Raw genomic sequence first — 24,402 nt, 5'->3', positions numbered from 1 at the left:
GCGTTTTCAGGAAGGTATCTCCCATGCGTGACGTAGTGATTGCAGGCGGAGGCCCGGTCGGTTTGTTCCTGGCCACCGAGCTCGCCCTGGGCGGCTGTTCCGTCCTGGTCCTGGAGCGGGACGAGGAGGTCACCTCGCCCTACAAGGCGCTCCCGCTCGGATTGCGCGGCCTGAGCGCAGGATCGGCCGAGGTGTTCTATAACCGCGGCCTGCTCGAAGCGGTGATTGACGCTTCCGGCGCCGATGCGAAGAAGGTTGGCGCGGCCCCCGACGCGATCGAGGCACCGGCTCCCCGGGACGTGAGCCATTTCGCGGGCATGGGCCTGGACGCGGCCGACATCGACGTGTCCGCCTTACCGTTCCGGCTGCCCAGCCCGGCGATGGAAGGTTTCATGACCAGCCTCGAAGCGGTCAGCAAGGTCCTGGCCGAGCGTGCCATTGCGCTCGGCGTGGACATCGTCCGCGGTGCTCCCGTCACGGCTGTGACGCAGGACGACCAGTCCGTCGCCGTCACGGCAGCCGGACAGGAGTACCAGGCGCACTACCTGGTGGGATGCGACGGCGGCCGCAGCACGGTGCGCGACCTCGCCGGCTTCGACTTCGTCGGCACGGATCCGCTCTTCACCGGCTACGTCGCGCGCGTCACCTTCACCGACCCGCAGCAGCTGCCACTCGGCTTCAACCTGACGCCGAACGGCATGTATCTGCGTACGCCCTTCGAGGGGCACCTGGGCATGATGGACTTCGACGGCGGCACGTTCGACCGTTCCCAGCTGCTGACCCGTGAGCACCTCCAGGAGGTCCTGCGCCGCATCACCGATACCGACCTGACGCTGACCGATGTTCATCTGGCATCGAGCTTCACGGACCGTGCGATGCAGGTGACGACCTACCGCAAGGGCCGCGTCCTGCTCGCCGGCGACGCCGCGCACATCCACTCCCCCCTCGGCGGCCAGGGGCTCAACCTCGGCATCGGTGACGCCGCCAACCTCGGCTGGAAGCTCGCCGCGACCGTGCACGGCGCCGCGCCCGAAGGGCTGCTCGACACTTACACCAGTGAGCGCCACCCCGTCGGCGCCGCGATCCTGGACTGGTCACGCGCCCAGGTCGCCACCATGCAGCCCGGCCCCAATGCCCCCGCACTGCGGCAGCTGGTCCACGAGCTGCTGAGCACCACGGACGGAACGACCCTCGCCTACCGGAAGACAACCGGGTTCAACCGCTACGACCTGGGCAGCGCGCAGCCGCTCGTCGGCAGCACCGCCCCCGACTTCCACTTCGAGGACGGCACTCGCCTCGGTGATCTGTTGCGCCAAGGCCGGGGCGTGGTCCTCGACTTCACCGGCGACTACGCGCTGCAGCGTGCGGCCAAGAGCTGGCAGGGCCGGATCCAGTACGCGACCGGCACGGCACGCAACGACCTCGGATTCAACGCCCTGCTCATCCGCCCGGACGGCGTTGTGGCCTGGGTAGACGATCAAGCCCTTGACCTTAAGGCGTTCCAGCAGGCCACGACCCGCTGGTTCGGCAGCCCGCAGAACTAGAAGCCCCGTGCCCGCTCCGGCTGGACCGATCGCTGCGCGAAACCGCTACAGGCGCCGCCGCTGCGGCGGTACGGATGCGGGCCGTTGACCTTTTCGATGAGGGTGTGGAAGTCCCGTGCATCGCCCGGGAGTTACGGGTGAGTGAGAAGTCGGTCTACCAGTGGCGCCGTACCTGGAGGACGGGCGGACGCGAGGCGCTGTGTTCCGGAGGTCCCTGCGGCTGCGGCTGTCGGCTCGGCCCGTACCTGCAGGCCAGGCTCGCGATGTGGCTTGATGAGGGGCCGGCCGCGCACGGCTGGGCGGACGACCAGGTGTGGACCGCCGCGCGGGCACGCACGCTGATCGGGCGGAAGTTCCACTTCTCCTGCAGCGTCTTGGGGGTCACTCGGCTGGTGCACCGCATGTGCTGCAGCGTGCAGATGCCCGCCCGGCCCGCCGCCGAACGCGGCGCGGACGCGATCATCGTATGGCGGGAGGCGACCTGGCAGGAGGTAAGACCCTCCGGGCGGCGACCGGCGCGTTCATCTGCTTCGGGGACGAAGCGGGCGTGACCGGTCGGCCGCCCGAGGGCCGCACCTGGGGCCGGCGCGGCATCACCCCGAGGGTCAAGGTGTCCGGCCGTAGCCGGGGACGTCTCTCGGTGGCTGTGGCCGGTCTGCTGTGCTTCCGGCCGGGCCTGCCCGCCCGTCTGTGCTGCCGGCTGCGTCGTCATACCGGCCGCAAGGGCGAGCGTCGCTCGCTGGGCGAGGCGGACTGCATGCGCCTGTTGGATGGCGCCCACCAACTGCTCAAGGCCCCGCTGATCGTGGTGTGGGACCGGCTGAACACCCACATCTCCAAGACGATGAAGGCACTCGTTGCCGAGCGGGACTGGCTGACGGTGGTCCTGCTGCCCGGGTATGCGCCCGACCTCAACCCGGTCGAGGGCCTGTGGGCGCACATCAAGCGGAGCCTGGCCAACCTGGCCGCCCGCACCCTCAGCGAGCTGGAGACTCTGCTCCGCAGGCGGCTCGAAGCGCTGCAGTACCGGCACGGCATCCTCGGCGGATTCCTCGCCGGGACGGGCCTCGCTCTCGACAGACCGGACAGACCCTAATACGCCGAAGTCAGTAAGTCGCAGCCTGGCACTCATGACCAAGGAAACGGATCAAAAAAGCCAGTTGCCGGACGACCTCATCGCGCTGCTCGATTCGGCCGACCGGATGCCGGGCGCCAACGAACTGCGGACCCTGTCCTACGCCTTGCTCGGCGCCGAACCCGGAATATCCGCCGTGGACGTGGGCTGCGGCGCCGGACGGGCCGTTGCGGAGCTGACCGAACGGGGTGTGAAGGCCGTAGGCGTAGACCCGAGCGAGCGCATGATCGCCGTCGCCCGCGGCCGCTGGCCCGAGGCGGACTTCCGGATCGCGGAGGCGTACGAACTACCGCTGGCGGACGCCTCGGTGGACGGCTACCGCGCCGACAAGGTGTTTCACGAACTGGCCGAACCCGAGCGGGCGTCGACAGAGGCCCGCAGGGTTCTCAGGCCCGGAGGGCGGATCGTGCTGCTCGGCCAGGACTGGGACACGATCATCATCGACTCCGCCGATCCGGCCCTCACCCGCACTATCGTCCACGCCCGTGCAGACCTGACCGCTGGCCCGCGTGCCGCCCGCCAGTACCGCAGCCTGCTGCTGAATACCGGCTTCGACGATGTCACGGTCGAGGTGCACACCGGCGTGTTCACCGGACCGACGATGCTGCCCTTGCTCGCTGGACTGGCCGAAGGAGCCCGATCCACCGGCGCCATCACGCACGAGCAGACGGACAGCTGGATCGCTGAACAGCGTGCGCGGGCCGAGGCCGACCGGCTCTTCCTGGCGCTGCCGATGTTCATGGCCGCAGCGACCGCACCACGGTATGGGCTCGCAGAAAATCAACATGCGGGTTTGGTCTTGTCCGGGGGTTCGGTGCTGTAGGTGTCGAGGTAGGCGGCCACGTCTGCGGGGGTGGTGAATCGTGCGGTGGAACGGGGGACGGTGCATCCGTGCTGGTCCAGGAGGGGTTGGGTCTCCTGGATCGTGCGGGTGATGGTCTGTGAGCTGGTCCCGAAGAGTTTGCCGAGGAGGGCGTGGGTGAAGGAGCCGCGCTGGTAGAGGATTGTGGCCAGGATCCGGTCGGGGTCGGTGAAGGCTTGCCGGGGGCCGGCGCCGGGGGCCCGCTGTCGTTCGCGACCGCGTCGGTGGTGGCGCTGTCCCTCCCGCCGGGCGCTCTGGAGGGCTGCCAACTCGCGGATCAGGGAGTCCAGTTGTGAGGGGGTGATACCGGTGAGTTCCGGGTCGGTGAGGCGGGTGCGTTGCCGGGCGTCCCACCGCCGTGGTTCCGCGCCGTGTGGAGTGCTGGTGGCTGTGGGTGCGCGCTGGGCATGGCGTGCGTGGAGGGTGTAGTTCCAGTCGCCGTGGAAGCGGTGGCGGGTCATCGTCAGCGCGTCGAGCTGGGCGTCGTCGACTTTCACGCCGGTGGGGTAGGCGCCGGTGTCGAGTTCGGCGCGAACCCTCAGCCCGGTGCGGGTGGTGGTTGCCGCGATGGACTGCACGATGACTTCATGGCTGGTCAGGGGCCTGCCGCGGGCGTTGTCACGTTGGTGCGGTGTTGATCGATTGAGGGCGCGTCAGGGTGTGTAGGGGTCGGGTGGGGGCCTGGCTTACGCTGCGATGGGCTGGGCGGTGGCGCCGGTGATCTCGTCCCAGATGGCGAAGCGGGTGGTCATCTCGGTGCGGTGTTCGGTGGCGGTCATCAGGTGGCGGCGTGGTCGGAAGTGCGGTGAGATGCCGCTGAACGCGGACAGGAACCGCTGGGCCCCGCCGGTACTGCGGAAGCCCTTCATCGCGCGTTCGCGCTGCCTCGTCGGCTGATGACTGTTCTCGGCCCGGTTGTTCAGGCCCTTGTGGGCGCGGTGTTCTACGGAGGGCATGACCTCGCGGTGGGCCGCGCCGTAGGAGCGGAGCTTGTCGGTGACGATCACTCTCGGCACCGAGCAGGTCTTCTTGAGCAGTTTGCGGAAGAACCGCCTGGCCGCAGCGGTGTCCCGCCGGTTCTGGACCAAAATGTCGAGCACGTTGCCATCGGCGTCGACGGCCCGCCACAGGTACTTCAGCTCACCGTTGATCCTGAGGAAGACCCCGTCCAGGTGTCACTTGTCGCCCGGCTGCACACGCCGGCGGCGCAGGCCGTTGGCGTAGGCCTGCCCGAACTTCGTACACCAGCGGCGGACCGTCTCGTGGGAGACGAGCACACCGCGCTCGAGCATCAGCTCCTCGACCTCGCGGAACGACAGCGGGAAACGGAAGTACAGCCACACGCAGTGCGCGATGATCTCCACCGGGTACCGGTGCCCCTTGTACGACGGCGGCGCGCTGTCCACGGACGACCCCTCCCAGCACGACCAACCAGAAGATCATCCCAGGCCGGTCAGTCAACGTGACAGTGCCACCCCATGACCCAGCCCCAGGCCCTCACGGACACCCCGTCCGATGCCGCGGCGTACGCCCGTGGCCTCCTCGCCACCGTCCGACCGGGCGCCTGTGTCTTCGACTTCGACGGCACCCTGGTCGACACCAGCACCATCAACACCGACGCCGCCCGAGCCACTCTCGCCGACCTCGGCCTCACCGTCCCCGAACCGTGGCTCCGCCACGCCCCCCTGGCCGACCTCACCGCACTACGCCACCAGCTGCACACCGACCACGGCCTGTCCCTGCCCTGCACGGACGCCGAATTCGTGCTCCGCGCCCGCGCCCACTGGCTCGCCCGCACCGTCCTGGTCAAACCGGTCCCACGCGTAACCGCCCTCGCACGCCACCTGGCGGCGGCAGTGCCCACGGCCGTGGCCTCGGCCAACGACGGCCAGGTCGTTCGGGCAGGACTCGATGCGGCCGGGCTCGCCGGCCTCTTCCCCGTCCTCGTCGCCCGCGAACACGTCACCCACCTCAAGCCCCACCCCGAAGCATATTTCCTCGCCGCCGCCCAGCTGAGACAGGCACCCCGCCGATGCCTCGCATTCGAGAACACCGCCGAAGGCGTCACCGCAGCCCTCGCCGCCACCATGCCCGTGATCGACATCCGGCACGAAGACTGGAGACTCTGCTGCGCAATTCCGTGCGGGGGTGAAGGTGGGCACGGGATGATCGTCTGTACGGTCGTTGTCCTGTCGTGCGGCCGTGGGGGTGGTGTGGATGTCGATGCGGCCGGAGGGGCTGCCGGAAGTCCCGGAGCAGACCGTGATGGTGGCGCGGGCGGCGTTCCCGCAGGGGAGCCTGGCGATACGGGTGCGAGACCGGCTCGCGGAGGTTTTCGCGGACGAGCCGTTCGCGTCGGCGTTCGGGGTGCGTGGGGCTCCGGGTTTGTCTCCGGGGGTGTTGTGCCTGGTCACGGTGTTGCAGTTCGCCGAGGATCTGACCGATCGGCAGGCCGCGGCGATGGCGGTGCGGGCGATCGACTGGAAGTACGCGCTCGGGGCGGAGCTGACGGACACCGGCTTCGATGCCAGTGTGCTGAGCCGGTTCCGTTCCCGCCTGTCCGACAACGGCATGGAACGGGTGGTCTTCGACCGTCTCCTTGAGTACTGCGTGGAGGAGGGGCTGGTCGCGGCCGGGGGCAGGCAGCGGACCGATTCCACCCATGTGATCAGTGCGGTGCGGGACTTGAACCGCCTCGAGCTGGCCGGGGAGAGTGTGCGGGCGGCGCTGGAGGCCCTGGCTGTCGCGGCGCCGTCGTGGCTGGCCGGGCAGGTCGATGTCGCCGAGTTCGCTCACCGGTACGGGCCGCGGGTGGACGGCTGGCGCATGCCCGCCTCGCAGACGAAACGCGACCGGCTCGCGCAGGTCTTCGGCCAGGACGCGCTGGCGTTGTGCCGGGCGGCCTGGTCACCCGGCACACCCCCATGGATCCGTGAGATCGAGTCCGTACAGATCCTGCGGCAGATCCTCGTCCAGACGTACTACCTGAGCACCGACACCAGGGGACGGGAGGTGATCAAGAAGCGGGCCGCCGACGACGAGGGTGTCCCGCCCGGTCATCGCCGCCTCGCCTCCCCCTACGACGCGGACGCACGCTGGGCGGCCAAGGGCGAGGGCCTGTTCTGGATGGGCTACAAGGTCCATCTCACCGAGACCTGCGACACTCCCACCGAAGCCGAAGCCGAAGCCGAAGCCGAAGCCGAAGCCGAAGCCGAAGCCGAAGCCGAAGCCGAAGCCGAAGCCGAAGCCGGTGTCCGGGCGGCACCGAATCTGATCACGGACGTGTGCACCACCGATGCCACCGTGCCCGATGTGAAAGCGACCGCCCCGGTCCAACAGCGCCTGGCCGAGCACGGCATCAGGCCCGCCGAGCACTACCTCGACTCCGGCTATCCATCCGCCGACCTCATCGCCGCCGCGCTGAAACAGGGCACCCGTATGGTCACCCCGGTTCTGCTGGATCATTCCGCCCAGGCCAAGGCCCACGCCGGCTTCGACAAGAGCGCCTTCATCATCGACTGGAGGGCCCGCCAGGTCCGCTGCCCCGCCGGCAAGACCAGCGCGCACTGGAACCCCGTGAAACAGCACGGAACGGACGCGATCGTCATCACCTTCGGCGTCCGCACCTGCCGCCCCTGCCCCTTCCGCGACCAATGCACCAGCTCCGCGAAAGGCCGCCGCATGCTCACCCTGCGCCCCAGAGAGCCAGAAGAAGCCCTCACCCAGGCCCGCGCCGAGCAGAAGACCGAGACGTGGAAGGCCAAGTACGCCCTGCGAGCGGGTGTGGAAGGCACTATCAATCAAGCCCTCGACATCACCGGCATACGCCGGGCCCGCTACCGCGGGCTACCGAAAGTCCGCCTCCAACACGCCTTCTCCGCCACCGCACTCAACGTGATCAGACTCGACGCCCACTGGACCGGACACGACCAGCATCACACCCGCAGCAGCCGGCTCGAACGCCTCGCCTACCGACTCACAGCCTGACCCAGGAATTGCGCAGCAGAGTCACTGGACCGCGCAAAACCCCTGAACCGGAACTTCCGCAGCGCATTCCCCGTTACCGTTTTCGTGGCCCCGCAATGGGTGCCTGGCCCCCGGGTCCGGTATGGCTGTGTGCCCCCTGTCGAAGAGGTTCCAGGGGGCGCGCCCGTGAGACGGCCTGTTGCCAGTCTGTCGGAGCGGCGGCAGGGGCCGGACCGGATTGGTGACGGTGGGCGGTGGGCGGTGACGCTATGGGGCAGTCCCGTGCGGCCGTAGTCGCACGGGACTGCCCGGGCGCTTCAGCTGAGTTGTGCCTCAGTGAAAAGCGGCGATGTTACGGGCGACCCAGTCGTTGAAACGGCGCGGAGCGCGACCGAGGACTCGTTCCACGTCCGAGCTGATCCGCAGTTCGGCGGGGTTCGGGGCGGAGATGATGTCCAAGGTGTCGTCGGCGAGCTCTGGCGGCACGAACCGGGTCATCGCGGCCTTGGCCTCCTCACGAGTGAGTGCGTGGAACCGCACCGGCGAGCCGAGCGCGGCGGCGATGGCCTCCGCCTGCTGACGGGGCGTGATCACCTCGGGCCCGGTCAGCTCGAAGATTCCGCCGGTGTGCTGGTCGTCCAGCAGCCAGGCCGCCGCGACCTCGGCGATGTCCGCCGGGTCGACGATCGGAACCCCGACATCGCCGAAGGGTGCGGCGACCGTCCCTTGCGTGCGGACGGAATCCGCCCACGCCAAGGCGTTGGAGGCGAAGCCGCCCGGTCGTAGGACGGCCCAGTCCAGGCCGGACTCTCTCAACGCGTCCTCCACCGCGCGCATCGCGATCCGCGACGTGCCGAGCGGCCTGGTCGCCACGCCCTGCGAAGACAGCAGGACGACTCGGCGGACCCCGCTGGCAGCGGCCAGGTCGATAATGTCGGTCGGCCTGGCTTCGGGGGCGTGCAGGTCGCCGGACAGCAGGAGGAACAGCGCCTTCGCCCCGTCCAAAGCGGGGGTGAGGCCCTGCGGCTCGGCCAAGTCAGCCGGCACGTGCCGGACCCTGTCCGGCATTGCCGCCGCGTGCCGTGACACCGCCGTCACCTGCTCGCCCGCGTTGGCCAGGGCCTGCGTCAAAGGCCGGCCCACATTCCCGGTAGCTCCGGTCACCACGATCATGTTCAGCTCCTAGTCCGTTGTGCACTCCGGCAATTGACGCTAGGAGGCGGGCTTACTTTTCGTAAGGGCATACCCAGAGGTAAGCTCCGGACATGAGGGAAGGTGCGCAGCTGACGCAGGTCGAGGCAGGCAATCGGTATGAGGTGTTTCACACCGACTGCCCTGCGCGCGACGTGGTCGACCACGTGACCAGCAGGTGGGGTATCTGGGTGCTGATCTCCTTGCGGAGCACCGACCTTCGGTTTTACGAGCTGCGCGACAGCATCCAGGGCATCAGCGAGAAGATGCTCGCTCAGACACTGCGCGCACTGGTCCAGGACGACCTGGTCTGGCGGAAGGTCGAGCCGACGACGCCACCCCAAGTCACCTACGGGCTGACTGAGTTCGGCCAGGACGTCGGTGCGCCACTGACGGACTTGTTCGACCGGATCACACAGCGGCTCGCAGCCGGCGGGGCGTCCGCCACGGAGCGGCTGAGCGCAACAGGTCAAGCGAAGCAGCTGACCACCCCAGGCCCTCAACAGCTTCGTCATCTCGACGACGAACACTGACCGTGACAGCAAGAAAGGTTCTTCGCCGACCTCGTCCGCCACCACACGAAACGGCTCCTCATCCCCACCACAAGCCCCCTCCAGTAAGATCGTCGTACTGCACCACCTCACCCACTGGCGTTGTCACGTTGGTGCGGTGTTGATCGATTGAGGGCGCGTCAGGGTGTGTAGGGGTCGGGTGGGGGCCTGGCTTACGCTGCGATGGGCTGGGCGGTGGCGCCGGTGATCTCGTCCCAGATGGCGAAGCGGGTGGTCATCTCGGTGCGGTGTTCGGTGGCGGTCATCAGGTGGCGGCGTGGTCGGAAGTGCGGTGAGATGCCGCTGAACGCGGACAGGAACCGCTGGGCCCCGCCGGTACTGCGGAAGCCCTTCATCGCGCGTTCGCGCTGCCTCGTCGGCTGATGACTGTTCTCGGCCCGGTTGTTCAGGCCCTTGTGGGCGCGGTGTTCTACGGAGGGCATGACCTCGCGGTGGGCCGCGCCGTAGGAGCGGAGCTTGTCGGTGACGATCACTCTCGGCACCGAGCAGGTCTTCTTGAGCAGTTTGCGGAAGAACCGCCTGGCCGCAGCGGTGTCCCGCCGGTTCTGGACCAAAATGTCGAGCACGTTGCCATCGGCGTCGACGGCCCGCCACAGGTACTTCAGCTCACCGTTGATCCTGAGGAAGACCCCGTCCAGGTGTCACTTGTCGCCCGGCTGCACACGCCGGCTGCACACGCCGGCGGCGCAGGCCGTTGGCGTAGGCCTGCCCGAACTTCGTACACCAGCGGCGGACCGTCTCGTGGGAGACGAGCACACCGCGCTCGAGCATCAGCTCCTCGACCTCGCGGAACGACAGCGGGAAACGGAAGTACAGCCACACGCAGTGCGCGATGATCTCCACCGGGTACCGGTGCCCCTTGTACGACGGCGGCGCGCTGTCCACGGACGACCCCTCCCAGCACGACCAACCAGAAGATCATCCCAGGCCGGTCAGTCGACGTGACAGTGCCGCTCGAAGCCATCCGTATGTTCACCAACACCGCGATGGACCAGGACTCGCCGCTGTCCTGCCTGCTCGTCGGCCAGCCCACCCTGCGACGGACGATGAAACTCGCAGTCCTCGCGGCCCTCGAACAGCGGACAGCCCTTCGCTACACGATGCCCGGCATGACCGCGACCGAGACCGCCAGCTACATCAAGCACCACCTCGGACTCGCCGGCCGGGCCGACCAGCTGTTCACCGAGGACGCCATCACGCTCGTCCACACCACCGCCCGCGGCTTTCCCCGCGCGGTCAACAACCTCTGCCTGCAAGCCCTGGTCGCCACATTCGCCACCGGCAAGTCCATCGTCGACGACAAAGCCGCCCAGTCCGCCGTCACCGAAATCCTCGACTGAAGCAAGGGCGCGGGTTCACCAGGCGGATTGGCTGCCGAGTCGCCGAAGGGCCGCTTCAGACCGCGCAAAGGAGACACGAGACCGCCGATGGTCGTCATGTCGGATCATTTGAGCAGTCCAGGGAGCAAGGAGAAGCCAATGCAGTTGCGCAACGTTCAGCTTGATGACGTCGATGCATACGTCAGAATGCGGTGCGATCCCGCCATGATGGCCGACCTCGGCGGACCACTGCCACGCGAAGGTATGGAGGACAAAGTCCGACGCGACGTCGACAAGGCAGCGGCAGATCGCGACTGGACCAAGATGATCATCCCTGACCCTGCCGCACCTGAAGTCGTGGCAGGAACGGTGACCATATGGTCTCACGACACCGAGGACGGGCCCATGTCGGAGATCGGATGGATGGTCCTGCCGGAATTCCAGGGACGCGGACTGGCCAAACTCGCGGTCCGCACCTTGCTCGAACAAGCACGGGACGAGGGCCGCTGGGGGCTCGTGCACGCATTTCCGGCAACGAGCAATGGCCCTTCGAACGGCATCTGTCGATCTCTCGGCTTCCAGTTCATCGACGAACGCAATGTGACATTCGCAGACCGAGTTCTACAAGCCAACCACTGGGCCATCAACGCCAGCACTGCCCTCACACGAAGGTGATGTCCAGTCACCTGGCTGCCAGGTGACGCGCAAAGCCCACATGAACCGCCCCGACACCTTGCCGACCAAAACGACACCTCACCGACAACCGCCTCGTTGGGACCACTCCCAGCGGGGCATTTCGTCCTCGTTCGTCGACATCCTCAGTGCCGCACCCGTCGGCATTTTCGGTGTCGCTCAACAGGGTGCCCTGACAGGACGGTGCTCATGGGCTGGCCCTGCGGTCACTTCGCAGGTTCCGCAGGGCCAACCCGTCCGTCAGGTCAGAACATCCGGACATGGTTGTCCCGGAAATCGTGCCCGCCCCTTTTCCGGTACGGCTGTCAGCCGGCTTCCGCCGGGGCTTTGGCGGCCGCAACAGGGCGATGACGGAACGAAAGCGCGAAGCACGTGCCGCGCGCCCCCGGGTTGAGGAACGTCTCTGCCGGATCGTTTCACGAAGGTCACGCCGCGGTCGTGGTCGCGGACCATGTTGTCGGCGCGCAGGTCGCCGTGGACGATTCGGTCGCCGTGAGCGAGGCCGGGCCAGGCGGCTTCGAGTTCGGCGAGTTCATGCAGCCGGTTTCGTACTTCGGGCTCCAGGTCGCCGGGCGGATCCGCGAGTAGCTGGTCCCATCCTTGGAGGCCGGCCGCGCCGGACGGTGTGGCGGCCGCCGCCGCGGTGTACAGGGGCGGTGCGGGGCTGGAGGTGAGCTTGTCCAGGAGGGCCCAGATCTGGTCGGGGTCGGACGAGGCGGGAGACAGGTCGGGGTGCGGGCCGTCGAGGTGGGCGATGACGACGGCGGTCCAGCCAGCCGCGTGGTGGATGCCCACCCGGTCGGGGGCCGGGGCGCCGGGGGGCAGAGAGTGAAGGACGGCGCCTTCGTGGAGGTTGGCGGCGGTGAGGGGGTCGTCGGTGGGGGCGGCCTTGACGAAGAAGCGGCGCCCGTCGGCGAGCGTCAGGGCCGCGGCGAGCTGGTGTCCGAAGCCTCCCGCCGGGGTGACGGCGTCCGCGACGGGGCTGCCGAGGGAGGTTTCGAGGAGGGCCCGCAGAGAAGCGGGGACGTCGGTCCATCGCAGACGGCCGACAGGGGGAATCACAGACACGGTGGCAGCTCACAGAGGGTGCGTGGCGGGCAGGGCGCGGGGGTGAGCGCCGGCCCGGACCCGATGAGGCGGTGCCTCAGTGGTCCCGACCGGCGCTTGGCGCCTGTCGCCGCATCACGCGCATGCCTTGAATCCCTCGGTGGAGAAGTGCAGGAAGGGCGCCCGATATGGGGCGCCCTTCCACTGTATGCGGGGCGGTGGGTCAGGTCGTGGGGATTGGGGGCAGGTGGTGCAGGAGGGAAGGGCCGATGCGGGTGGGGTCGGGCAGGAGGTGGTGGGCTCCGGCTGCGCGGAGTGCGGTGGGCGGGTGCCAGCCCCAGGTGGCGGCCAGCGCGAGGACCCCGGCGGCACGGGCGGCCCGCATGTCGCCGGGGCTTTCCCCGACGAGCACCGCCTGCTCGGGCCGCACACAGACCCGGCGGAGGGCGGCGTGCACACTGTCGCAGTCCGGTTTGGGGGTGCGTCCTGCGGGGTGATCAAGGCGTCGAGCAGGTCGGCGAGGGCGGGCGGAACCACCCACGGCAGGCGGTGGCGGTACTGGAGGGTAACGGCTGCAATCGCGACGTCTTCGGCCCGCAGGGACAGCAGTCCGGTGAGTACGCCGGGAAACATGGCGGCGGGTGGGGTGGCGGCGAGCGCGCCGTCCCACCAGCGGACGCAGGCGTCGTCCGGGTCGGTGACGCCGAGAAAGCCCAGGACCTCGACGCGGGGGCGGCGTAGCGCGCCGGGCGGGAGGTCCGCGGGGGTGATGCGGCGCCCGGTCGCGCAGGTCGCGACCGCGGCAAGGGTGTTCCGCACGGTCTGGGCGCTGTCGAGGAGAACGCCGTCGAGGTCGAAGAGCACGGCCCGCCGGGTCACGGGGCGGTTTCCGGGTCGGTGAGCAGCGCGGACAGGGTCATCCGGTGGTTGGCGAGCAGGGAGGCGACCCCGGCGTCGCGGTCAAGGACACACACGGCGGTGGTGACCTGGGCGCCCGCGATCCGCAGCAGCCGGGCGCCGCGCAGGAGGCTTGCCCCGCTGCGGGCCGTGTCGTCGATCAGGACGATGCGGCGGCTGTCCAGGGCGGCGCCCTCGATCTGCTGCCACGTGCCGTGCTTCTTCGGCGCGGCCCGTATGTAGGCGGCGGGCAGGCCGGTGTGCAGGGACACCGCTGTCACGAGCGGCACCGCCGCGAGCGCGGGGCCTGCCACCAGCTCAGTGTCCGGCGGCAGCAGGTCCGCGAGCGCGGCCGCCGTCGCTGCGAGCAGGACGGGGTCGCAGGCCAGCAGGTACGGGTCGAAGTAGCGGTCCAGGGTGTGCCCGTCGGGGAGTTGGTAGGGGCCGGGGCGGAATGTTGCGGCGATGCGGTCCGCGAGGACGGGGATGTCGAGGTCGTCATCGCACGCTCCCCGTGGTGAGGGCGCCTAGTAGGGCTTTGTTAGGTACCCCGATTGATCACCGTTAGGCAGGTTGTGATTTTCTGTCAGGTGTGACACCTGAGGAGATGAAGTCGGTTCGCCCGTGCTTGGAGGCGTTCGCGGCGGAGATGCTCGGTTCGCTGGCGCGGCGGGACCAGCGGGCCAAGGGCGAGCTGTACCTGCGTGGGCTGATGCTGGACGGCAAGCGCAAGTCGATGCAGCCGATGGCCGAGCGGCTGGGCGTGGACCACCAGCAGCTCCAGCAGTTCGTCTCCTCCTCCACCTGGGACTATTCCAAGGTCCGTGAACGCTTGGCCCGTTGGGCTGCCACGCACATCTCCCCAGAGGTGTACGCCATCGATGACGTGGGCTTCCCCAAGGACGGCTATGACTCGCCGGGGGTGGCGCGGATGTACTGCGGCGCGCTGGGCAAGCGCGGCAACTGCCAGATCGGCGTCAGTGTGAACCTGGTGTCCGACCGCGCGTCCTCGGCCGTCGACTGGCGCCTGTTCCTGCCCGAGAGCTGGGACGACGCCAAGAACACCGACGATGTGCTGCTGGCCGAGGCAATCCGCCGCCGCCGGGCGAAGGCCGGCATCCCTGAGGGCGAGCGGCACCGGGAGAAGTGGCGTCTGGCCCTGGACATGCTGGATGAGGTGCGTGGGACGTGGGGGCTGCCAGATCTGCCGGTGGTCGCCGACGCCGGGTACGGGGACGCGACGGGCTTTCGCGAGGGCCTGACCGAGCGCGGCCTGGCCTACGCGGTCGCCGTCAAGGGCAGTACCAGCGCATACCCGGGCGACGCCGTCCCCCAGCACCCGCCCTACAGCGGCCAGGGCCGCCCACCCGGCCCCGCCTACCCCGATCCGCACACCACCTTGCGCCAACTCGCCCTGGACGCAGGACGATCCGCGCTACGGACCATCACCTGGCGCCAGGGCAGCAAGACCACCAGGAACAATCCCCGCGCCGAGATGCGCTCACGATTCCTCGCACTGCGCGTCCGCCCGGCCAACCGCACGATCCGCCGCGCCGTCGACGGCTCCCTGCCCGAGTGCTGGCTACTGGCCGAGTGGCCGCCCAATGCCGCCGAACCCACCGACTACTGGCTGTCCACCCTGCCCACCGACACCCCACTGTGCGAGCTGGCCCGCATCTGCAAGATCCGCTGGCGCATCGAGCACGACTACCGCGAACTCAAGGACGGCCTCGGCCTGGACCACTTCGAGGGCCGCAACTTTCCCGGCTGGCACCGCCACACCACCCTCGCCTCCCTCGCCCAAGCCTTCTGCACCCTGCTCAGACTCGACCCAAAAGCCCCTGCGCCGGCCTGACCCTCTACGCGGTCCTCCGCGAACTCCAAGCCCTCCTGGCCACCTGGACCTGCGCCTGCTCCATATGCGGCCAACCCGCACCAACACCCGAACCACACCACCGCACCTAACAAAGCCCTACTAGCTTTCGGATCCCTCGGCCGGACGGACCGCGACCGCGTCGATCTCGAAGAGCATCCCGGGCAGCGCGAGCGAGGCGACCCCGCTGAGTGTCTGGGCGGGCAGCCGGTCGGCCCAGGCGTCGTGCAGCGCCTTGCCGAGGATCTCCAGCTTCTCCAGGTCATGGTCGACGATGTACGTGCCGAGCCGTACGACATGTTCGAAGCCAAGACCGACGCCGACGAGCGCGGTGCGCAGGTTGCCGAAGGATCGCTCAACCTGGGCGGCAAAGTCACCGGGCACGACCTGGCCGGTGTCGTCGGAGGCGTACTGCCCACCGATGAACACCAGATTGCCGGGTGCGGAAGCGGCATGGCTGTAACCGAACGGGGTGGGGTCGTGCAGCCCGGCAGAGTTGGTGATGGTGCGGCTGTCGCTCATGTGTGACGATTCCTCACTGAAGATTGGGTCTGGACGATCGATTCCACGGCGTTCGGCGGATCGTAGGCCGGTGCGCGCACGGCCGGCCGGAAAGGGGGACCGGCCGCAGAGTCGGCTGTGTCACATGTGCAGCGTCGCGTCGAGGACGGCGACCGCGTGTCCGGCCCGATCCTCGAGCCGGGCGTCGAGGAGTTCGTATGGTCCTGCCACCGGTGACCTGACCCGGCCGCCGACGGGCCGCGGAAGCGCCGCCGTGCGGCTGGCGGAGCTGACAGACCGCAGCTGGGTGCATTACGTGCCGGACAACGGCTTGGCCGGTGTGCGGGTGATCAGGTGCTGTGCGGTGGGGGTGGCGTGTCCGGTGCGGGCGTGGCGCATGAGCTGGTCGAGGGCGTCGGCGAGGTCGGCCTCGTGGCCGTCGGGGTGGGGGTGGCGGGGGCGATCAGTATCGCTGACGGGCCCGCCGCCACGCGGCACTTTCCACGAAGAAGTTGTCGAAGCGCTCTTGCGAATCCAGGACTTCCTGCGGATCGGCCGTGCCCTTGCGGACATGGTCCAGCAGCCGGAAGTAGTCGAAGCGCTCGACGCCGGGGGTGATGACGATCAGCACGTCGGCGCCCGCATCGGGTTCGGCAGCGAAAGCGTGCGGCAGTCCTGGTGGCACGAGGAGGAAGTCTCCCTCGTCCGCGGTGATCACACTGTCCCCGGTCAGCGCCTGGAGCCGACCGCCGAGCACGAAGAAGAGCTCGGCGGATCCGGTGTGGTGGTGAGGTGAGGCTCCGTCGGTACCCGCGGTGAGGGTCACCCGTTGGGCGCTCAGGGCCCCGCCGGTGGTGCTGGCGTCGGCGAAGAGCCGTACGGCGCTGTCAGCGCTGCCCAGCATCTCGGCCTCGGCATCCCGGACCAGAATTCCGCCTTGGGCATCGGGAGTGATCAAGGACATATGCCCTCCATTCATCGGAGCCGCATCCGACCCCGGCCGCGAGCCGGGATCGAGATCGGCAGAAGTGATTCCATGTCGAATAGTACGACATCTAACTATGAGCCGTCGAATAAGATGGGGACGTGACCAAGGAAGACGTGACCAAACAGGGCGCGACTGTCGAGGAACGCCGGAAGCCCAGGGACGCGGTCGACCAGATCCTCGACCAGTGGCACAAGGAACGGCCGGATCTGGACCTGTCGGCGATGGGAGTCTTCGGACGGCTGGGTCAGCTCTCGCTCATCCTCACCCCCGCACTCGAAGAAGTCTTCGCCCAACATGGCCTGCGCCGCGGCGAGTTCGACGTCCTGGCCGCACTGCGCCGATCCGGGCCCCCCTACACCCTGATCCCGTCCGCCCTCGCGAAGACGCTGATGCTTTCCCGTGCCGGCATGACCAACCGCCTGGACCGCCTGGAGGCAGACGGCCTGGTGGAACGCCGTCTCGATCCCACCGACCGCCGCAGCCTGCATGTCGCGCTCACCGGCCGAGGACACAAGGTCGTCGACGCCGCAGTCACCGACCACGCCGCCAACGAATCCCGCCTCCTCTCCGGCCTCACCCCCGACGAACGCGAAACTCTCGACCACGCCCTTCGCGCCCTGCTCCGGGCGATCGAGTAATTGAGGTCATCCGGCCTTGGCGGAGTCGAGATGGCAGCTGTCACCGAGGCTGACGACTTGGCGGTTGTGGAAGACGTCGTCCTCGCGCAGTGTGGTGATGCTGCCGGAGAGAGCCCGGAAACTGGCATAGCTGGCCGATTCGATCGGCATCCTGATCCAGGACGCCACGACGCACGTCAGGGAGCCGCCGTGCGTTCCGATGATCTGGTGCCCGCAAAGGCTCTGCAGGATCTCGTCCATGGCTTCGTAGATGCGCTGCGCACACGCCGCCTTGGTCTCTGCATCCTCGACACCCTCGTCGTGTTCCATCCGCTCCCTGACAGCCGGCGGCGGGACGAAGCGCCGGTCCAGCCACTCCTGCGGCTTTCCTTCCGCCTCTCCGTAGGATTTCTCCCGCAGCCTGCGATCCAGGACCGGCTTCACGCCGAACAGTTCGGCTACTTCCTCGGCCGTCCGCAGGGTGCGCTGCAGATCCGAGGAGAACAGCTCCACCTCGGCGCCGTCGGGGGACCTGAGACCGCACAGCCTGGGCAATGGAGACCGCCGCACGGACGCCAGCGGGCGTCAGCTGCGCCGACGGCTTTCTCGACGTGTTGTGTCGCCTCTGGACGGGTGACGACGTGAGGAGTGCGCATGAGTGCGTGCCCCTGTAGGTAGCGTCCTGCCTGATTGCAGGCCGCAACTTCGGAAGAGACAGTGGAGAACCATCGAGCGGGTTCTTCGGGCCGCCTTACCAGCGCATACCAAGGGCATCGAGGTCCGCCCGCCGCTGTCGGCGAGCTTCCCGGCGCGTTTGCGGATGTTATCGAGCCAGGTGCCGAGCTTGACCCACGACGACCCCGTCAGCACCTGCCTGACTGCCCGCCAAGCCCGCTTCCGTCCCCACCTGCTCGACGTGCTTCCTGGGCACCCGAAGATGCCCCTCACGCGCGTGGAACTGCCGTGCTGCTGCCAGGCTGAGAGCCCACATGTCGTCCTGCGTCCGTTTCACCGGCCGCTCCGCCTCCTCGGCGGGTTCGATCCCGGACATTCTCCAGGAGCCATTGCTGTGCGGGCAGGAGCTGTTCCCACCCGAACCGCTGCGCCGCCACCCACCGCCCGAGGTCTTCGCCCTGCACGATCACTTTCCCGGCCACCACCGGCAGGGCCCCGTCGTCCTGGAGCAGGTTCTGGACGAGGCGGAAACACCGCTGCCACCCCGCATCCCATACCGGGTGTGAGTGGGTGGGGTGGTGTCAGCGGGTTGGGCGTCACCAGGCCTGATACAGGGAACAGTGTGCTGAGCTGTCCTTTTCTGGCCTGGTACCCGTGGATCTCGGCTGTCATGGAATGACTAAATGGCTGTCATGCACTGCGTGTTGCGTGTAGCACAGCTGGTGGCTGGCTGACGTGTGGATGCTCATTCCTGTGCACGGTATGGGGGCGCCCGGGTGTGCTGGTGGGCATGACTGCTCAACCGTCGTTGTCTGCGGCCCCCCGCCCGGGGGAGCGTTCGGGTACGGGGCGTGCTGCCGCCCAGGCCATGTCGCTCGCGTCTCCTTCGCAGGACAAAGGACTGGTACGCCAGGTCGTGGTACGCCGGCTTCTCGCGCTGGACGAGGCCGGCACGCTGGAATCGGTCCACGTCAGGATCGCGGCCGAGACGGCCGGAGTGTCTGTACGCACGGCCTGGCGTTGGCTCGCGAGGGCCCGTAACGGCCAGACCGAGCCGGCCTACCGGCGTGGAGGGTTCCTGCTGGACGACACGCTGTGGGCCCGGCTCGAAGAGCTGGACGGGAACGTCTCCGAGTTGTACCGGCAGTTGTCCCAAGCCGGTGACGACTCCGCCCTGCCCGGACCGCTGCCTTCACTGGCGACCATGCACCGGGCGGGCCGGGTCTTTCAGAGGGCGTTTGATCTAGGCAGATTGCCCTTTCTGCCCTAGTAGGTTCCTCGCCAGGTGGGGGTGGTCTCGTCCGTTATGCGCTTGGTGAGGTTGTCGATCGACGCGATGTGGATCATGGCCTCGGAGCTGGCGGTGAGGGTCTCGTAGTCGCGGGCGAGGCGCCGGTGCATCATGATCCAACCCAGGCTTCGCTCGACAACCCAGCGCCTTTTGACTACGTGAAATCCGCGAACTGCTGGGTTTCTGTTGACGACTTCGACATCGATTCCAAGGTTCGCCCCGTGCTCGATGACTGCGTTTTTGAAGCCGGTGTCGACCCAGCTCTTGGCGATGGTGGGGTAGGTCTTCTTGGCCTGGTCGAGGAGGCGTATTCCCACGGCGTTTTCGGAGAGGCTGGCGGCGGTGACGGCCACCGCAAGGATCAGGCCGATCGTGTCGGTGAGGATGCCTCGCTTCCTGCCTACGATCTTCTTCGCGGCGTCTGTTCCCTGGCTGGTCAGGGGTACGTTGGTGGAGGTCTTCACGCTCTGGGTGTCGATGACGGAGGCGGTGGGTTCGGGTTTGCGACCCTCTTTCACTCGGGCCAGGCCGGTCAGGTCGTAGTTGAGCTGGGCAAGGATTCCCTCGTCGCGCCAGGCGGCGTAGTAGGCGTAGACGGTGCCGTGGTTCGGGAAATCGTGCGGGAGGTATTTCCAGGGGATTCCGGTGCGGTTGATGTGAATATGCCGCGGAGGCCGACCTTGGCCGGCTGGCCGGTGGGCCTGCGGTCGAGCCGGGCTTTCCGCCAGGCCGTCAACGTCGGCTCGATCAAGGCCCATCGGGCGTCGGACAGGTCGCTGGGGTACGGCTTGCGCTGGCTCACGCCGTAGCGTTGGCATGGACGCGGCGGAGGATGCCGTTCCTCTGCTGATGGGCGTTTCTGCCTCATCTTCAAACCAGACGGACTTCATGCACGAGAACCGGAGTAAACGGGTGGCCAGGTCGGTAGCTCGGCGGCCATGAAGACGCGCGTATGAGGGTGAATAGCTTGAAAACGGGCAAGCGCAAAGGCCACCCAAAGACGCAAATCATCTCTAGACGCCCTCTCGCACCGAAGTTGGATTGTTTGCCATCGAAGTTGGACTGGTCAGGCGGTGGCTGTGCCGAGCCACGATAGTTGGCACCTGGCCACGCTGGTTGGCATCGCCCTCGCTCATCTATGCCAAGATTCGAGGGTGCAGTGTCCTGTCGCATTCAAGCAGGCGGATTCTCACTCGATCTCATTCGAGTTGGCAGATTCTTGCCGACCGGGTTCCGAGCGACGGACCCGTACGACGCCCTTGTCCAAGTCAACACCAAGTGGCGTCCCCTCTCCGACCCGGACGTTCTTACGGAACCTCTCCTGCTCCATTGCCCGCTTCACCGCCTGCGCGGCTGGAGAGAACCCCTCTACCAGCGCGGAAGTACGCCCCTTCGTCTTGCGGTAGTAGATCCACCCACGGCGCTCTGCCCACAGCAAAGCGCGATCCACAAAAATCAGGCAGACGCCGGCGGCGACGCCGACTGTCACCACAATCAAAGCGCTTCTCATACCGCTGAAACGTAGCAACCCTCTGCCGAGTTACTCCAGCAGCCGGTCCGGCGGTACGATCAACGCAAATTCCTTCAAAGCCACGTCGTTTGAGAATACCTAGCCTCAATACCGGTAGCTTAGGGGGAATTCGGTCGTTGTTGTTGGTATGCCAAGAGCGGGTCAGTTGAAGTCATTTGGTGAGCGGTTGTCGGACCGGGTCGTGGTCGGGGTGCTGACGCAGGCGTTTCCTCAGTCGCTTGTGGACGAGGTGCTGGCGGAGACGGGCCGGGTGCAGCAGCGGAACCGGCTGTTGCCGGCCCGGTTGGTGGTCTACTTCGTGCTGGCGATGTGCCTGTTCTCGGGGCAGAGCTATGAAGTCAACACCGTTGCGTTAGGGCCGTGAGCGGCTGCTGAGGCCGTGGGCGAAGAATGCAACGGTGGTGTGGACGGTGTAGTTCTGGGCCTTCTGGGGGTGCTGTCCGGCGTTCGGGCCGTACTTGCTGGTGGGGTTCTTGCGTGTGCGGGCCTTCACTCGTTGCCGTCGGTGGGCGGGCAGGAGGTCGCCCAGGGCGGCGTGGCCGATCGTGCCGACCAGGTCGATGAGGGTGCCGGGGAAGATTCCAAGGCCGGCGGTGACGGTGTCGGTTGCGGCGGCCAGTAGGACGGTGAAACTGATCCGTTCCATGGGTACTTCCGGCCGTCCGGTCAGGGCGTCGTCGCCGGCACGGATCAGAGCCTGGTAGGCGGTGAGCAGGGCGTAGACCTCCTGGTCGAGGCCATCAATGCTGCGGGAGCGCAGGACGCGGCCGTCGAGCATCGTGGCCTTGATCGAAAAATACGTAGTTTCCGCCTGCCACCTGCGGTGATAGAGATCAACGAGCTCGGCGGCCGGAAAACGGACGGGGTCCAGCAGATTTGTGATCAGCCGCCACTGCTCGGTGCGGACGGTGCCATCGGCCAAGGTGACGGTGAGGGTCGCCTCGATCACGCGCACCGGCAGCAGTACCCGCAGGACGCCGTAGCCGATGCGGGCGATGTAGGAGCCGTCGCCCAGGTGCTCGGCGGGGGTGGGGACGCGGCGGGCCCCGGAGCGCACCAGGAACCGGGCCCCACTCTGATGGACGGCATCAAGGAACTCGTTGCCGTCGAAGGCCGCGTCGGCCAGCAGGAGCATCGTCTTGTCCAGGGCGGTCAGAAGCCGCTTGGCATAGGGGAGTTCACCCTCGGACTCCGGTCCGAAGGCGGCGGCTATGAGCGCGCGGGTGCCGCACTCGACCAGGGCCAGCAGCCGCAGGAGCGGATAGCCGAACTCCAGACTCTCCGCGGCCCGCTTGGGGTAGCGCCAGGTGAGCGTCTCGTCGTCGGGGGTGTGCAGCAGGGTCCCGTCGACAGCCACCGTGCGCAGGCCCCGGTAGAAGGACCCGGCCTGCCCGGGGCGGGCGACGGGCCCGGCAAGCGTCTCGAACAGACGCCGCAGAGGTGCAGCCCCCACCCTGCGCCTGGCCCGCGTCAGCGAGGAGACCGCAGGATGCACCAGGGCCAGCGCGGTCAGGGCGGTGGTCAGCTTGGACCACACCGTGCGGTACGAGCGGTGTTCGAACAGTGCGAGAGCGAGCACGAAGTACACCACCACCCGCGAAGGCAGCAGCCGCAGGCGCTTCTCGCGCCGACCGGTCTCCTCCAGCACCGCGTCCACCAGCGCGAAGTCCACGATCTGGGTCAACTCCCCCAGATGACCCGGCGCGAAAACACCCCGGGCTGTCTCGATCGTGGACGTGATGACAGACTTCTCCTGCAACGGGACCCCTGACCTTGACCGACTTTCTTCGCCGATCGTTGATCTATCAGGTGGTCCCGTTGCGCTGTTCAGCAGGGCTTGACGTACAGCTCAGGGGCCAAACGCAACGGTGTTGGCTATGCAGTTTCCCCGTGATCTTGGACACGTCGTCGTTACGCCGCGAGGGCCTGATCCTGTTGGTGGCGCAGGCGCGTCTCGTGGGGCGTGAGGTAGCCCCAGTGGATGTGCTTGCGCAGACGGCGTCTGTTGTAGAAGGTCTCGACGAAGTCGAAGATGTCGGTGCGGGCGGTGGCCCGGTCGGGCCAGAAGCGGGTGCCGATCTCCTCTTTGAGCACGGCCCAGAAACTCTCCGCGGCGGCGTTGTCGAAGCAGCTGCCGGTCCGCCCCATGCTTTGCCGACACTCCAACTCGCCGACTTTCATGCGGAGTTGGCCGGAGGTGTATTCCGATCCGCGGTCGCTGTGGATCACGCAGCCGGGCTCCAGGCGGCCCAGCGTGGCAGCCATGTCCAGGGCATCGACAACGAGTTCGGCACGATGGTGGTCGGCCATCGAGTAGCCGATCACCTCCCGGGTCGCCAGGTCCAGCCACGCGGCGAGGTAGAGCCAGCCCTCGGCGGTGGGGATGTAGGTGCAATACCGGTGACTTTGTTGGTGGTGGGTCGTTGGGTGTGGTGTGCCAAGGCCTGGACAGGTGAAGTCGTCGGGTGAGCGGTTGTCGGACCGGATCGCTCTGGGTGTGCTGACGCGGGTGTTCCCGCCCGAGTTGGTGGATGAGGTGGTTGTTGGGTGTGGGCGTCTGGAACAGCGGTCGCGGCTGTTGCCGGCCCGGGTGGTGGTCTATTTCGTGCTCGCGATGTGTCTGTTCTCCGGGCAGGGCTATGAGGAGGTGGCCCGGCTGCTGACGCAGGGGCTGGAGCGGGTGCGGCGGTGGGAGAAGCCGTGGCGGGTGCCGACGACAGCGGCGATCGGCCGGGCCCGTCGGCGGTTGGGGCCGGAGCCGTTGAAGGTGCTGTTCGCGCGAGTGTGCCGGCCGGTGGCCGCCCCGGACACTGCTGGTGCCTGGTATCGGCGGTGGCGTCTGGTTGCGGTGGACGGCACGGTCTTCGATGTGCCGGACACCGGGGCGAACAGCGCTTCCTTCGGCCGTCCCGGCTCGGGCCGGGGACAGCAGCGCAGTGCCTACCCGCAGGTGAGGGTTGCTGCGCTGGTGGAGTGCGGGACACACGCGGTGTTCGCCGCGGCGACCGGCCCGCTGTCGGTTCATGAACAGCAGTTGATTCCCGCCCTGCTGGGCCGGCTCGAGCCGGGAATGCTGCTGATGGCCGACCGCGGCATCACCGGCTTCGAGCTGTGGCGGGCCGCCTCGGACACGGGCGCGGACCTGTTGTGGCGCGTCCGGAAGAACATCGTGCTCCCGGTCCTCGAAGCCTTCGACGACGGCTCCTACCTGTCCGAGATCGTTGCGGCAGGCGACCGCAAGCACCGGGACCCGGTCCGGGTCCGCGTCATCGAGTACACCCTCGGCCGTGACGACGACACGGTCTACCGGCTGATCACGACCATCTGCAACCCGCAGGAGGCCCCTGCGGCCGACCTGGCGGGCCTCTACCATCAACGCTGGGAGATCGAGAACACCCTGGACGAGATCAAGACCCATCAGGGCGGACACCGCCTCGTCCTGCGCTCCCAGTACCCCGATGGCGTCGAGCAGGAAATCTACGGCTTCCTTCTTGTCCACCACGCACTCCGGGACGTCATGCACCACACCGCTCACCAAGCCGGCCTCGACCCCGACAGACTGTCCTTCACCCGCACCCTTCGCATCGCCCGCCGCCACGTCACCGACCAGGCGGCACTTTCCCCCCTCACGACTCAGCTTGCGATTTTAGGACGCGAAGATCGTTTAGGTTGGGGTTCTGCTGTTCGCCGGACATGGGAA

The 24,402-nt window shown here is 67.8% G+C and carries 22 protein-coding genes and 9 pseudogenes; 15 read left to right on the top strand and 16 right to left on the bottom strand.

Annotation, left to right across the window (positions count from 1 at the left end; all coding sequences use genetic code 11):
• The first annotated feature begins 23 nt into the window (after positions 1–23).
• From OG520_RS40185 to OG520_RS40170, 4 genes are all read left to right on the top strand, one after another.
• On the top strand, positions 24–1,544 hold the full coding sequence (locus OG520_RS40185) for an FAD-dependent oxidoreductase (RefSeq protein ID WP_331747799.1): 1,521 nt from the start codon (positions 24–26) through the stop codon (positions 1,542–1,544).
• A 74-nt stretch (positions 1,545–1,618) separates the two neighbouring features.
• The gene (locus OG520_RS40180; RefSeq protein ID WP_331747798.1) at positions 1,619–2,095 is read left to right on the top strand and encodes a winged helix-turn-helix domain-containing protein; all 477 of its coding nucleotides are present in this window, start codon (positions 1,619–1,621) and stop codon (positions 2,093–2,095) included.
• Positions 2,092–2,640: a transposase gene (locus tag OG520_RS40175; protein WP_331747797.1), complete on the top strand. Its 549-nt coding sequence runs from the start codon at positions 2,092–2,094 to the stop codon at positions 2,638–2,640. Before OG520_RS40180 ends, OG520_RS40175 begins: the two co-directional genes overlap by 4 nt.
• Before the next feature lie 34 nt (positions 2,641–2,674).
• The gene (locus OG520_RS40170; RefSeq protein ID WP_331747796.1) at positions 2,675–3,502 is read left to right on the top strand and encodes a methyltransferase domain-containing protein; all 828 of its coding nucleotides are present in this window, start codon (positions 2,675–2,677) and stop codon (positions 3,500–3,502) included.
• Here the strand turns inward: OG520_RS40170 and OG520_RS40165 are convergent.
• The 3 genes and pseudogenes from OG520_RS40165 to OG520_RS40155 all read right to left on the bottom strand — a co-directional run bounded on the left by OG520_RS40165 (position 3,460) and on the right by OG520_RS40155 (position 4,947).
• The gene (locus tag OG520_RS40165; RefSeq protein WP_331749491.1) at positions 3,460–3,810 is read right to left on the bottom strand and encodes a transposase family protein; all 351 of its coding nucleotides are present in this window, start codon (positions 3,808–3,810) and stop codon (positions 3,460–3,462) included. The two genes, OG520_RS40170 and OG520_RS40165, sit on opposite strands and share 43 nt — an antisense overlap.
• Positions 3,811–3,969: 159 nt before the next feature.
• A pseudogene (locus tag OG520_RS40160) lies at positions 3,970–4,158 on the bottom strand (ISAzo13-like element transposase-related protein); the annotation flags it as partial.
• Between the two features lie 69 nt (positions 4,159–4,227).
• Positions 4,228–4,947, bottom strand: a pseudogene (locus OG520_RS40155) (IS6 family transposase).
• A gap of 72 nt (positions 4,948–5,019) precedes the next feature.
• On the opposite strand from OG520_RS40155, the pseudogene OG520_RS40150 reads away from it, so the two are divergent.
• Positions 5,020–5,580 (top strand): annotated as a pseudogene (locus OG520_RS40150) (HAD family hydrolase); the annotation flags it as partial.
• A 178-nt stretch (positions 5,581–5,758) separates the two neighbouring features.
• Positions 5,759–7,528, top strand: coding sequence for a transposase (locus OG520_RS40145; protein WP_331747794.1), 1,770 nt, complete (start codon positions 5,759–5,761; stop codon positions 7,526–7,528).
• A gap of 312 nt (positions 7,529–7,840) precedes the next feature.
• Here OG520_RS40145 and OG520_RS40140 read toward each other — a convergent pair whose 3' ends face one another.
• The gene (locus OG520_RS40140; protein ID WP_331747793.1) at positions 7,841–8,680 is read right to left on the bottom strand and encodes an NAD(P)H-binding protein; all 840 of its coding nucleotides are present in this window, start codon (positions 8,678–8,680) and stop codon (positions 7,841–7,843) included.
• Between the two features lie 92 nt (positions 8,681–8,772).
• Between OG520_RS40140 and OG520_RS40135 the strand changes: the two are divergent.
• Positions 8,773–9,126: pseudogene (locus OG520_RS40135) on the top strand (winged helix-turn-helix transcriptional regulator); the annotation flags it as partial.
• A 296-nt stretch (positions 9,127–9,422) separates the two neighbouring features.
• Here OG520_RS40135 and OG520_RS40130 read toward each other — a convergent pair.
• A pseudogene (locus OG520_RS40130) lies at positions 9,423–10,155 on the bottom strand (IS6 family transposase).
• A 68-nt stretch (positions 10,156–10,223) separates the two neighbouring features.
• Here OG520_RS40130 and OG520_RS40125 point away from each other — a divergent pair.
• A pseudogene (locus OG520_RS40125) lies at positions 10,224–10,610 on the top strand (ExeA family protein); the annotation flags it as partial.
• Between the two features lie 138 nt (positions 10,611–10,748).
• Positions 10,749–11,264: a GNAT family N-acetyltransferase gene (locus OG520_RS40120; RefSeq protein WP_331747791.1), complete on the top strand. Its 516-nt coding sequence runs from the start codon at positions 10,749–10,751 to the stop codon at positions 11,262–11,264.
• Positions 11,265–11,522: 258 nt separating this feature from the next.
• On the opposite strand, the gene OG520_RS40115 is transcribed toward OG520_RS40120, so the two are convergent.
• From OG520_RS40115 to OG520_RS40105, 3 genes are all read right to left on the bottom strand, one after another.
• Positions 11,523–12,350 carry a phosphotransferase gene (locus OG520_RS40115; RefSeq protein WP_331747790.1) on the bottom strand — a complete coding sequence of 276 codons (828 nt, stop codon included), beginning with the start codon at positions 12,348–12,350 and terminating at the stop codon, positions 11,523–11,525.
• 202 nt (positions 12,351–12,552) lie between these two features.
• Positions 12,553–12,786, bottom strand: coding sequence for an HAD family hydrolase (locus tag OG520_RS40110; RefSeq protein ID WP_406016703.1), 234 nt, complete (start codon positions 12,784–12,786; stop codon positions 12,553–12,555).
• A gap of 418 nt (positions 12,787–13,204) precedes the next feature.
• On the bottom strand, positions 13,205–13,540 hold the full coding sequence (locus tag OG520_RS40105) for an orotate phosphoribosyltransferase (RefSeq protein WP_406016702.1): 336 nt from the start codon (positions 13,538–13,540) through the stop codon (positions 13,205–13,207).
• 278 nt (positions 13,541–13,818) lie between these two features.
• On the opposite strand from OG520_RS40105, the gene OG520_RS40100 reads away from it, so the two are divergent.
• Positions 13,819–15,081, top strand: a complete 1,263-nt coding sequence (locus OG520_RS40100) for an IS701 family transposase (protein ID WP_406016701.1) — start codon at positions 13,819–13,821, stop codon at positions 15,079–15,081.
• A 120-nt stretch (positions 15,082–15,201) separates the two neighbouring features.
• On the opposite strand, the gene OG520_RS40095 is transcribed toward OG520_RS40100, so the two are convergent.
• The 3 genes from OG520_RS40095 to OG520_RS40085 all read right to left on the bottom strand — a co-directional run bounded on the left by OG520_RS40095 (position 15,202) and on the right by OG520_RS40085 (position 16,564).
• Positions 15,202–15,621: a RidA family protein gene (locus OG520_RS40095; protein ID WP_331747781.1), complete on the bottom strand. Its 420-nt coding sequence runs from the start codon at positions 15,619–15,621 to the stop codon at positions 15,202–15,204.
• A 291-nt stretch (positions 15,622–15,912) separates the two neighbouring features.
• Entirely contained in the window at positions 15,913–16,098 is a 186-nt protein-coding gene (locus tag OG520_RS40090; RefSeq protein ID WP_331747779.1) for a hypothetical protein, read from the bottom strand.
• Entirely contained in the window at positions 16,064–16,564 is a 501-nt protein-coding gene (locus tag OG520_RS40085; RefSeq protein WP_331747777.1) for a cupin domain-containing protein, read from the bottom strand. Before OG520_RS40085 ends, OG520_RS40090 begins: the two co-directional genes overlap by 35 nt.
• Before the next feature lie 122 nt (positions 16,565–16,686).
• Between OG520_RS40085 and OG520_RS40080 the strand changes: the two genes are divergently transcribed.
• Positions 16,687–17,226, top strand: a complete 540-nt coding sequence (locus OG520_RS40080) for a MarR family transcriptional regulator (RefSeq protein WP_331747775.1) — start codon at positions 16,687–16,689, stop codon at positions 17,224–17,226.
• Between the two features lie 6 nt (positions 17,227–17,232).
• Here OG520_RS40080 and OG520_RS40075 read toward each other — a convergent pair.
• Positions 17,233–17,861, bottom strand: a pseudogene (locus OG520_RS40075) (histidine phosphatase family protein).
• 333 nt (positions 17,862–18,194) lie between these two features.
• Here OG520_RS40075 and OG520_RS40070 point away from each other — a divergent pair.
• Together OG520_RS40070 and OG520_RS40065 are read left to right on the top strand one after the other, a co-directional pair.
• Positions 18,195–18,446: a hypothetical protein gene (locus OG520_RS40070; RefSeq protein WP_331747773.1), complete on the top strand. Its 252-nt coding sequence runs from the start codon at positions 18,195–18,197 to the stop codon at positions 18,444–18,446.
• A gap of 224 nt (positions 18,447–18,670) precedes the next feature.
• Entirely contained in the window at positions 18,671–19,150 is a 480-nt protein-coding gene (locus OG520_RS40065) for a hypothetical protein (protein ID WP_406016700.1), read from the top strand.
• On the opposite strand, the pseudogene OG520_RS40060 reads toward OG520_RS40065, so the two are convergent.
• Together OG520_RS40060 and OG520_RS40055 are read right to left on the bottom strand one after the other, a co-directional pair.
• A pseudogene (locus tag OG520_RS40060) lies at positions 19,147–19,973 on the bottom strand (IS5 family transposase). The gene OG520_RS40065 and the pseudogene OG520_RS40060 overlap by 4 nt on opposite strands.
• 387 nt (positions 19,974–20,360) lie before the next feature.
• Positions 20,361–20,681 (bottom strand): hypothetical protein, encoded by a 321-nt coding sequence (locus tag OG520_RS40055; RefSeq protein ID WP_406016699.1) that lies wholly within the window; start codon positions 20,679–20,681, stop codon positions 20,361–20,363.
• A gap of 202 nt (positions 20,682–20,883) precedes the next feature.
• On the opposite strand from OG520_RS40055, the gene OG520_RS40050 reads away from it, so the two are divergent.
• Positions 20,884–21,066: a transposase domain-containing protein gene (locus tag OG520_RS40050; protein WP_406016698.1), complete on the top strand. Its 183-nt coding sequence runs from the start codon at positions 20,884–20,886 to the stop codon at positions 21,064–21,066.
• Here OG520_RS40050 and OG520_RS40045 read toward each other — a convergent pair.
• Both OG520_RS40045 and OG520_RS40040 read right to left on the bottom strand, forming a co-directional pair.
• Positions 21,055–22,461 carry an IS4 family transposase gene (locus OG520_RS40045; RefSeq protein ID WP_331747765.1) on the bottom strand — a complete coding sequence of 469 codons (1,407 nt, stop codon included), beginning with the start codon at positions 22,459–22,461 and terminating at the stop codon, positions 21,055–21,057. The two genes, OG520_RS40050 and OG520_RS40045, sit on opposite strands and share 12 nt — an antisense overlap.
• A gap of 152 nt (positions 22,462–22,613) precedes the next feature.
• Positions 22,614–23,087, bottom strand: coding sequence for a DDE-type integrase/transposase/recombinase (locus tag OG520_RS40040; RefSeq protein ID WP_331749485.1), 474 nt, complete (start codon positions 23,085–23,087; stop codon positions 22,614–22,616).
• A 49-nt stretch (positions 23,088–23,136) separates the two neighbouring features.
• Between OG520_RS40040 and OG520_RS40035 the strand changes: the two are divergent.
• Positions 23,137–24,327 (top strand): annotated as a pseudogene (locus tag OG520_RS40035) (IS4 family transposase); the annotation flags it as partial.
• Positions 24,328–24,402: the final 75 nt, after the last annotated feature.

Origin of the sequence: Streptomyces sp. NBC_00984 (assembly GCF_045162475.1) — a bacterium.
In the GTDB taxonomy this organism is placed as follows: Bacteria; Actinomycetota; Actinomycetes; order Streptomycetales; family Streptomycetaceae; genus Streptomyces.
Note: the sequence above shows the minus strand (reverse complement) of the source record. Positions and strands in the feature narration are given on the sequence as shown.

Bases quoted from the DNA above. Each gene is read 5' to 3' on its own strand.
- OG520_RS40185 (WP_331747799.1), top strand. From the start codon at position 24: ATGCGTGACGTAGTGATTGCAGGCGGAGGCCCGGTCGGTTTGTTCCTG.
- OG520_RS40180 (WP_331747798.1), top strand. From the start codon at position 1,619: ATGCGGGCCGTTGACCTTTTCGATGAGGGTGTGGAAGTCCCGTGCATC.
- OG520_RS40170 (WP_331747796.1), top strand. From the start codon at position 2,675: ATGACCAAGGAAACGGATCAAAAAAGCCAGTTGCCGGACGACCTCATC.
- OG520_RS40145 (WP_331747794.1), top strand. From the start codon at position 5,759: ATGTCGATGCGGCCGGAGGGGCTGCCGGAAGTCCCGGAGCAGACCGTG.
- OG520_RS40140 (WP_331747793.1), bottom strand. From the start codon at position 8,680: ATGATCGTGGTGACCGGAGCTACCGGGAATGTGGGCCGGCCTTTGACG.
- OG520_RS40120 (WP_331747791.1), top strand. From the start codon at position 10,749: ATGCAGTTGCGCAACGTTCAGCTTGATGACGTCGATGCATACGTCAGA.
- OG520_RS40095 (WP_331747781.1), bottom strand. From the start codon at position 15,621: ATGAGCGACAGCCGCACCATCACCAACTCTGCCGGGCTGCACGACCCC.
- OG520_RS40085 (WP_331747777.1), bottom strand. From the start codon at position 16,564: ATGTCCTTGATCACTCCCGATGCCCAAGGCGGAATTCTGGTCCGGGAT.
- OG520_RS40070 (WP_331747773.1), top strand. From the start codon at position 18,195: ATGTCGTCCTGCGTCCGTTTCACCGGCCGCTCCGCCTCCTCGGCGGGT.
- OG520_RS40065 (WP_406016700.1), top strand. From the start codon at position 18,671: ATGACTGCTCAACCGTCGTTGTCTGCGGCCCCCCGCCCGGGGGAGCGT.
- OG520_RS40055 (WP_406016699.1), bottom strand. From the start codon at position 20,681: ATGAGAAGCGCTTTGATTGTGGTGACAGTCGGCGTCGCCGCCGGCGTC.